This window comes from Streptococcus suis (genome assembly GCF_002960445.1).
In the GTDB taxonomy this organism is placed as follows: Bacteria; Bacillota; Bacilli; order Lactobacillales; family Streptococcaceae; genus Streptococcus; species Streptococcus hyiners.
Genome location: NZ_POJD01000270.1, coordinates 1 through 360, shown reverse-complemented (window position 1 = coordinate 360; position 360 = coordinate 1). Strand labels below are relative to the sequence as shown.

1 protein-coding gene is annotated in these 360 nt (G+C 44.4%); it reads right to left on the bottom strand.

Translation table 11 applies throughout. The annotated features are described in order from the left end of the window. The coding region (locus C1G53_RS09620; protein ID WP_153046702.1) for a PCRF domain-containing protein at positions 1-360 on the bottom strand (360 nt) is incomplete at both ends.

Sequence of the window (360 nt, the reverse complement as noted above, 5' to 3'; positions counted from 1 at the left end):
GTCACAATCCCTGTCGGAATGTGCGTCAATCGAACACCCGTTGAAACCTTATTGACGTTCTGTCCACCAGCACCTCCTGACCGGAAGGTATCCATCTTCACTTCATCATCTCTGATTTCAATTTCAATGGTATCATCCAACTCAGGCATTACCTCCACAGATGTAAAGGAAGTATGACGACGCTTAGCTGAGTCAAAAGGTGAGATGCGCACCAAACGATGAACACCCATTTCTGACTTAAGCAAGCCATAGGCGTTTGGACCAGTAAAGCTTAGAGTCACAGACTTAATACCTGCCTCATCACCAGCTTGATAATCCAATGTTTCTACTATAAAACCTTTGGCATTTCCATAACGCTGA